Raw genomic sequence first — 7,820 nt, 5'->3', positions numbered from 1 at the left:
GCAAGTACATCAGCAAGCACATCAGCAAGTACATCTGCTAGCACGTCAGCATCAACAAGCGCAAGCACATCAGCAAGTACGTCAGCTTCAACGAGCGCAAGCACATCGGCTAGTACGTCAGCTTCAACAAGTGCAAGCACATCAGCAAGTACATCAGCAAGTACATCAGCTTCAACAAGTGCAAGCACATCAGCAAGTACGTCAGCTTCAACAAGTGCAAGCACATCAGCAAGTACGTCAGCTTCAACAAGTGCAAGCACATCAGCAAGTACGTCAGCAAGTACATCAGCTTCAACAAGCGCAAGCACATCAGCAAGCACGTCAGCAAGTACATCGGCTAGCACGTCAGCAAGTACGTCGGCTTCAACAAGCGCAAGCACGTCAGCAAGTACATCAGCATCAACAAGCGCAAGCACATCAGCAAGTACGTCAGCTTCAACAAGTGCAAGTACATCAGCAAGCACATCAGCAAGCACATCAGCAAGTACATCGGCTTCAACAAGTGCAAGCACATCAGCAAGTACATCAGCATCAACAAGTGCAAGTACGTCAGCAAGTACGTCAGCTTCAACAAGTGCAAGTACATCAGCAAGCACGTCAGCAAGTACATCAGCTTCAACAAGCGCAAGCACGTCAGCAAGCACATCAGCTTCAACAAGTGCAAGCACGTCAGCAAGCACATCAGCTTCAACAAGTGCAAGTACATCAGCAAGTACATCGGCTAGCACGTCAGCATCAACAAGTGCAAGCACATCAGCAAGTACGTCAGCTTCAACGAGCGCAAGCACATCGGCTAGCACGTCAGCTTCAACAAGTGCAAGCACATCAGCAAGTACATCGGCTTCAACAAGTGCAAGCACATCAGCAAGTACGTCAGCAAGTACATCAGCTTCAACAAGTGCAAGCACATCAGCAAGTACGTCAGCTTCAACAAGCGCAAGCACATCAGCAAGTACGTCAGCTTCAACGAGCGCAAGCACATCGGCTAGCACGTCAGCTTCAACAAGTGCAAGCACATCAGCAAGTACATCGGCTAGCACGTCAGCAAGTACGTCGGCTTCAACAAGCGCAAGCACGTCAGCAAGTACATCAGCTTCAACAAGCGCAAGCACATCAGCAAGTACGTCAGCTTCAACAAGTGCAAGTACATCAGCAAGCACGTCAGCAAGTACGTCAGCTTCAACGAGCGCAAGCACGTCAGCAAGCACATCAGCAAGTACGTCAGCTTCAACAAGTGCAAGTACATCGGCTAGCACGTCAGCTTCAACAAGCGCAAGCACATCAGCTAGCACGTCAGCTTCAACAAGCACAAGTACGTCAGCAAGTACATCAGCAAGTACGTCGGCTTCAACAAGTGCAAGTACATCGGCTAGCACATCAGCTAGCACGTCGGCATCTGAGTCAGCAGATAAGTCAAGACAGCAATTGCCAAATACCGGTACAGAAGTTTCTAAATCATCTGTACTCCTTGGAGTTTTGGCAGCTGTGACTGGTCTAGGTCTGGTTGCTAAACGTCGTAAACGTGATGATGAAGAATAATCGTACTTAAAATACAAATAAAGTATTATTATTTCGATTTATGAAGAATCCCTTGGATAAAAAATTATCCAGGGGATTTTTTGGTATGGCAGATATGAGTAGATATGAAGCAGAACTCTTTTGTAAGTATTCGATACTGGGGGGCATAACGATTTTTGAGTATGACTATTATGAAGTTGTGAGCATCGAAAGAGATTTGCACTCCAATAGCAAGTGGCTGTATTTGAGAGTTTATATATTCTAATGGTGTAGTGGGCATCCGTATTTAGAGGTTTTTTCTTAGTAGCTGGTGCCTATAATAAATAATGAGTAAATGTATTTTTGAAGCAATTATCTTAAGCATATTTGAATGAGTCCATTTGATTAGTTATGAATAATGTTGTTTGACATGAGGCCAAGGACTTAAAGATTATCTATTCTATTAGATTTGTTTATACTCTTTATATATCTGAGATACCCATATTTGAATAAGCATAGACTGAGATTAGAAAACGAGGTTTATAGAATAGAACTCTAGGATACATGAATAGGTTATGTATAAGTTTCAGAAAGCTATCTAAACTTTATCTCGGATAAAACTGATATTAATGGTTAGACGAGAATGAACTAAAGTACTTTTTGGATTTCGTTGAGTATCATTTTGTAAAAAGGTATAAAAATGATATAATGTATTGTAGGATTTTTAAAGATGAAACTAGCATTTTCTATATATGAAGATTATAAACATGTATAATCTCTATGAGAATTGAGAGTAGTCAGAAGATTTAATGAGTCTTGTTGTACTTATCTATAGTAGAGGATTATATAGAGGTTGCTTCCAAATCTTTTTGAATCAGATATATAGAATAGATAAATATAGTCAATACAGTTTAATGTTTTTTGTAATTTTTTAGTGTAAATAAAATTTATTAGGTGGGTAAATGATTCAGAAGACAATCGTTCTTGCAGCAAATCAAGCTTATGTGAGTTATTTAGAAACAACAATTAAATCTATATGTAGCCATATGAAGCAGATTAAGTTTTATATCCTAAATGAAGATATTCCAACGGATTGGTTTCAGCTAGTAGACAATCATCTTGAAAAAATAGATTCAGAGATTGTAAATGTTAGATGTTCTTCAGCTATGTTTCAGGATTATAAACTTCCAACAGCGCATTTAAACTATGCTACTTATTTTCGTTATTTAATTCCGAATCATGTCGTAGAAGATAGGGCCTTGTACTTGGATAGTGATATGATTGTGACACAGGATTTATCAGATCTATTTGAACTGGATATGCAAGGTTATCCTGTTGCTGCAGTTGAGGACTTACCGACAACTTCGGATAAGTTTAACGCTGGGTTATTATTGATAGATAATAAAAAATGGAGAGAGGAAGATGTTGTGAAACAGTTATTTGATTTGACTGCTCAACATCATCATGAGGTCTATGGGGATCAAGGAATCTTGAATCTCGCTTTTCAGGATAATTGGTATCGTCTTCCTCTAACCTATAATCTTCAAGTGGGGTCAGATAGTCAGCAATTTACACTAGGGGATATGGCTTGGTATGATCTTTTTAAAGGAAAACCAGCAGTCATTCACTATACTACAGGTTTGAAGCCGTGGCATCAACATCATTTTAATCGATTCAGAGAAGAATGGTGGTTTTATTATGGATTGTCATGGGAGGATGTTCTTCTTAGAAAATATCCTGCAAAAGAAGGATGGAGCGCTCTTGTTTCAAAACCACCTTATCAAACAGCTATTTACACGAATACCGTAAATCTGCATGAAGCGGAGAATCTGATTAAAGCTCTTCCACAAGTGAATTTTAATATTTTGGCCCACTGCTATTTTGCACCAGAAATTTTAATGTTGGAAAAGTATAAAAATGTAACCCTTTTTCCCTGCTTTGATCCTTTGACGCATGAAAAAGTGTTTAATCAGTTAGATTTTTATCTAGATATTAACTATGAGGGCGAAATTTATAACATTATCCAAAAAGTAGTAGATAAGGGAATTCCTTTCTATTCTTTCCAAGCAACAAATCATGCACAAGAAATCTCTCATTATGTTTTTGAAAATCAGGATGTTCAAGGGATGATTCAGCATATTAAAAACTATTTGGATACCCTAGACAATAAGGAGAAGGAATGCAAACAGAGCCATTAATCAGTGTTATCGTACCAGTCTATAATGTAGCACCTTATCTAGAACTAGCCTTGGATAGTATAAGATATCAGTCTTATCAAAATTTAGAGATTATTTTAATTAATGATGGTTCAACGGATGATTCAGAAAGTATCTGTAAAGATATTGCATCTCAAGATGCAAGATTTAGATACATTTATCAAGAGAATGGGAAAAGTAAAAGATGTTTGTAATCGCAAAAAAAACAGATGATAAAGTTCCAAAAATTAAGGAAATTTTTCAAAAGCTAGAGAAATCATTAACTGTATTCTACATTGATTGTTTTGACAATCTAGATAATCTTGAACAAGGGGAGTTGACAGCACTGACATACTTCCTAATGAAAGAAAAGGGTCAACCTCTCTTTGTTAACAATTTACCTCTGCCCCCTTACTGGGAGATAACGACAGATGGTTTAGAAGGATATGTTTATGATCACGGCAAAAAGAAAGCTGTGATCCAGTTTCGTCAACCACAATCGGAACGTACTGTTGCGAGAATTTACTGGTATGATGACGATGAAAAATGTATTTGGATAGATTATTACAGCGCTTATGGTTGGAAAGTTTGTCGTGAGCTTTTAGATGAAGAAGAAAAGAGTGTACTGAGAACTATCTATGACTCAAAAGGGAGAGAAGTTCTGGTCGAATGGTTACAACAAGATAAAATAGCTTATTTTGATTCGCAGAAGAATCCGGCTATCTATCCGAATCGTCATTTCTTTCTTCTTAAAGTATTAGAAAAGATAGTGGAGAGAGAAGATATTTTAATTTTGGGAGAAGAGGTTCTCTCTCTTTTTCCCTTAAGCAAGAAAGATCATTACTATTATTTAGCAGATGATATAACAGAGGCTGATAAGATTGCAGACCGTGTTAATCAGGTTTTAGTAATGTCTCCTAAAGTTTCAGATGTTTCTCCTTACACTCATTTATATGGATTTGCCCTAGATAAACCAGTTCCACTTAGACCACAAGCTATTATTGTTACGAATTCTGAATGGATAGAAGGTTTAGAACAACTGTTGATACAGTTTCCGGAGATCGACTTTCATGTGGGAGCAGTTACTGAGATGGGGAATCGAATTACTAATTTATCCATCTACTCAAACTTACATATATACGAAGGTATGACCTATCAACTGTTTCAAGAAATTCTCGATAGAAGTAGTTTTTATTTTGATATTCAGTATGATATTGAAATTTTTGCCTCTTCTTTGTGTGCGGTAGAACAAGGCGTATTACTTTTTACATTGGATAATCTAACTCATCATGAAGAATATAAACAATTAGAAACTTGCCACGATTCAATAGAGTCTCTCATTCAAAATGTACGCCAAGTTTTAGAAAATCATGATAAATATCATCAACTATCTAGAAAACAAGCTCAAACATTAGGGATATCTAGTTTGGCAGACTATCGTAATTTATTTGATAGTTGGGAGAGAAAAAATGACGGTTTATAATTTTAATCTATTGCTAGGGTTTGAACCAAATGGAGTAGATGTTGCACAAGCACATCGCCTTAAAATGTTTCGTAAGTTAGGTGTAGAGACATATTTTGTATTTACCCATTGGCCAAATAGTGAACAATTAGATTATTTTTTATCCAAAGGTTATCGATACAATGAACTTCTTTTTGCTCAACTTTTGTTTACGGATCAGTTAGTAACAGAACCCATTCTTTCTTCGAGTGAGATGGAAATGCTTTTGGGATTGGAGAAGTCACAACAAATTGATAGTTCTGATGAAAGTCAATCTTATAAACTAGATAATGGAGAAGTCATCGTTTTTCGGTACAGTAAATATTATTTAGATAAGGTTCAGTATGTGGATTATTTTTCAGAAGGATATTTACTAAGAAGGGAAATGTACTCTACAAGAAAACTAGTAACTGATTATTTTGTATTGAACTATCAAAATAATCACATTTCAGCTGAACTAGGGAAACGTGTTTATCATAACCAAGACGGAAGTGTAGCATTAGAGGAAATTTCTCAGAAAGAGAAACGTCTTTATCTATTAAAAGATAATAGACTAATAACACATGAAGAGCTGATAACTTTTTTTATAAATAAGCTCAACCTAAAAGAAAGAGATATTGTTCTGATGGATAGAGCTTCGAATATTGATTTTGCTCGTCCACTATTGGAGCAATCATCAGGTGCAAAACTAGGACTAGTGTTCCATTCGGAACATACTTTTGGTGAGCATCCCTTTAGCTATGAATATTACTACCCTGTAAAGTATGCTAATCGTTTTGACTTTATGATTACATCTACTAAGTTACAGGCAGAAATTTTGAAGGAGTCTTTTCAAAAAGAAGGACAGCAAGCTCCCAAAATTTATACTATTCCAGTAGGGAGTTTGAAGTCTTTACAATATCCAGACAAAGTTAGGCAACCACAAAAAATTATGACTGCGTCAAGATTGATTTACTCAAAGCGAGTCGATTTAGCTATTAGAGCAGTTGTTTTAGCGCATCAGAAGGGTGCAAATATTGATTTTTCTATCTTTGGTCAAGGTATGGAATATAATGGGTTAAAAGAACTGATTTGTGAATATTCGGCAGAGGATTATATCCATCTAAAAGGATATGCGAGACTAGATGACGAGTACATAAAACATAGTATTTATCTAACAGCTTCTATAACTGAGACTTTTGGTTTGACCCTGATGGAAGCGGTTGGAGCAGGATTGGCTATTGTTGGATTTGATGTAAGATATGGTAATCCTACCTTTATACTAAATGGGGAAAATGGTTATTTAGTTCCTTTTGAAGGTAGAAGTGATCAGGAGTTGGTAGAGGACATGGCTCAGAGATTAGTTGAACTGTCTTCTAAAGATATGGAGGATTTTCATAGAAATTCTTATCAGTTGGCGCGTGATTACCTAGAGGAACGAATCTTGGAGCTCTGGAATGGTTTTCTTGGAGATCAGACTTCAAGAATAGCTATATCTTAGAGAGTTCAATATTCTAATGATAAATTTATAAAAGAGAGAGGAATATGAGTCTTGAAACGAAAGCAATCTATCAATAATGAGGGATAGATTGAGAAAATTATCGATGAAGTTTATCGTCTTTGAAAAACTATTTTTGATTTTGATAATACTCGTCATAATGTGTCTAGAGGTTCTTTTATTTGTGATCACTCTTATCCTGAAAATAAGGTGTTTAAAATAGATAATAAGGAGTTGACTTATATGAAAGAAGAGTTAATTAGCGTAGTTGTTCCTATTTATAATGTGGAAAAATATCTTCGTCTTTGTTTAGATAGTTTGTTGATGCAAACATACACTAATTTCGAAGTGTTAATGATTAACGATGGTTCGTCAGATGGATCATCAAATATTTGTAAGGAATATTTGACTAAGGATAGACGCTTTCAGTACTTTGAAAAGGAAAATGGTGGTTCATCTGATACGAGAAATTATGGGGTAGAACATTCTAAAGGAGAATATATTACCTTCGTTGATTCAGATGATTGGTTAAAGGAAACATTTCTAGCGGATTTATATGAAGCTATTACTAGGACAGGAGCAGATATAGCTCTATCAACCTATGTAAAATACGATGATTTTCAATCTGTTTATAATATTCCGATTATAGGGGAATATTACGAGCGTATCTGGATGTCCGATGAGTTTATTAGAGAATTACCCAAGTTAGAAATGGAAGATAATTCGTATTCAAATCCATGGGCAAAACTATTTAAAAAAGAATTGTTTCGTACGATTCGCTTTCCAAAAGGTAAGTTAATTGAGGATACCAGAACAAATATTAAGTTGTTTTTAGAATCCTCAAGCCTAGTTTATATTAATAAATGTTTATACTTTTATCGAATAAGAGGCGGCTCAGTTATGCAAACTATTACAGAAAAATTATTAGAAGATGTACTGGATACTTTAGTGGAACGATTGTGTCTCGTTACAATGAAAGGATTGTACTCAAACATTTATAAAGAGACTTTGTTAGGATCACTTGAGTTTAGAAGCTATCAAGCCTATACTTGCGGTTTGGAAGATACGGAAATTTATCGAAGATATCAAGAAATGATCTACTTAATCAAAAAGATGGATGAAAAATGATTCTGTTTTGATTAAAATAGAC

The 7,820-nt window shown here is 36.0% G+C and carries 7 protein-coding genes; 6 read left to right on the top strand and 1 reads right to left on the bottom strand.

Features of this window, described 5'->3' with window-relative positions; genetic code table 11:
* Nucleotides 1-1,388: hypothetical protein (locus FBF73_RS10270; RefSeq protein ID WP_419991807.1), on the bottom strand; the 1,388-nt coding region annotated here is incomplete at its 3' end.
* Between the two features lie 37 nt (nucleotides 1,389-1,425).
* On the opposite strand from FBF73_RS10270, the gene FBF73_RS10265 reads away from it, so the two are divergent.
* From FBF73_RS10265 to FBF73_RS08090, 6 genes are all read left to right on the top strand, one after another.
* Nucleotides 1,426-1,539 carry an LPXTG cell wall anchor domain-containing protein gene (locus tag FBF73_RS10265; protein ID WP_263284281.1) on the top strand — a complete coding sequence of 38 codons (114 nt, stop codon included), beginning with the start codon at nucleotides 1,426-1,428 and terminating at the stop codon, nucleotides 1,537-1,539.
* Nucleotides 1,540-2,459: 920 nt separating this feature from the next.
* Nucleotides 2,460-3,695: a glycosyltransferase family 8 protein gene (locus FBF73_RS08110; RefSeq protein WP_136937488.1), complete on the top strand. Its 1,236-nt coding sequence runs from the start codon at nucleotides 2,460-2,462 to the stop codon at nucleotides 3,693-3,695.
* Nucleotides 3,677-3,907, top strand: a complete 231-nt coding sequence (locus FBF73_RS08105; protein ID WP_136937487.1) for a glycosyltransferase family 2 protein — start codon at nucleotides 3,677-3,679, stop codon at nucleotides 3,905-3,907. Before FBF73_RS08110 ends, FBF73_RS08105 begins: the two co-directional genes overlap by 19 nt.
* On the top strand, nucleotides 3,898-5,175 hold the full coding sequence (locus FBF73_RS08100) for a hypothetical protein (protein WP_136937486.1): 1,278 nt from the start codon (nucleotides 3,898-3,900) through the stop codon (nucleotides 5,173-5,175). Before FBF73_RS08105 ends, FBF73_RS08100 begins: the two co-directional genes overlap by 10 nt.
* Nucleotides 5,162-6,673, top strand: coding sequence for a glycosyltransferase (locus tag FBF73_RS08095; protein ID WP_136937485.1), 1,512 nt, complete (start codon nucleotides 5,162-5,164; stop codon nucleotides 6,671-6,673). Before FBF73_RS08100 ends, FBF73_RS08095 begins: the two co-directional genes overlap by 14 nt.
* A gap of 240 nt (nucleotides 6,674-6,913) precedes the next feature.
* A complete protein-coding gene (locus FBF73_RS08090) occupies nucleotides 6,914-7,798 on the top strand; it encodes a glycosyltransferase family 2 protein (protein ID WP_136937484.1) in 885 nt (294 codons plus the stop codon).
* Nucleotides 7,799-7,820 lie beyond the last annotated feature (22 nt).

Source organism: Streptococcus mitis (assembly GCF_005144795.1).
Lineage (GTDB): Bacteria > Bacillota > Bacilli > Lactobacillales > Streptococcaceae > Streptococcus > Streptococcus mitis_BB.
The sequence above is the reverse complement of the archived record's forward strand: the minus strand, read 5'-3'. Positions and strand labels throughout refer to the sequence as shown.

Coding starts and splice junctions, on each gene's coding strand:
- FBF73_RS08110 (WP_136937488.1), top strand. CDS start 2,460: ATGATTCAGAAGACAATCGTTCTTGCAGCAAATCAAGCTTATGTGAGT.
- FBF73_RS08095 (WP_136937485.1), top strand. CDS start 5,162: ATGACGGTTTATAATTTTAATCTATTGCTAGGGTTTGAACCAAATGGA.
- FBF73_RS08105 (WP_136937487.1), top strand. CDS start 3,677: ATGCAAACAGAGCCATTAATCAGTGTTATCGTACCAGTCTATAATGTA.
- FBF73_RS08090 (WP_136937484.1), top strand. CDS start 6,914: ATGAAAGAAGAGTTAATTAGCGTAGTTGTTCCTATTTATAATGTGGAA.
- FBF73_RS08100 (WP_136937486.1), top strand. CDS start 3,898: ATGTTTGTAATCGCAAAAAAAACAGATGATAAAGTTCCAAAAATTAAG.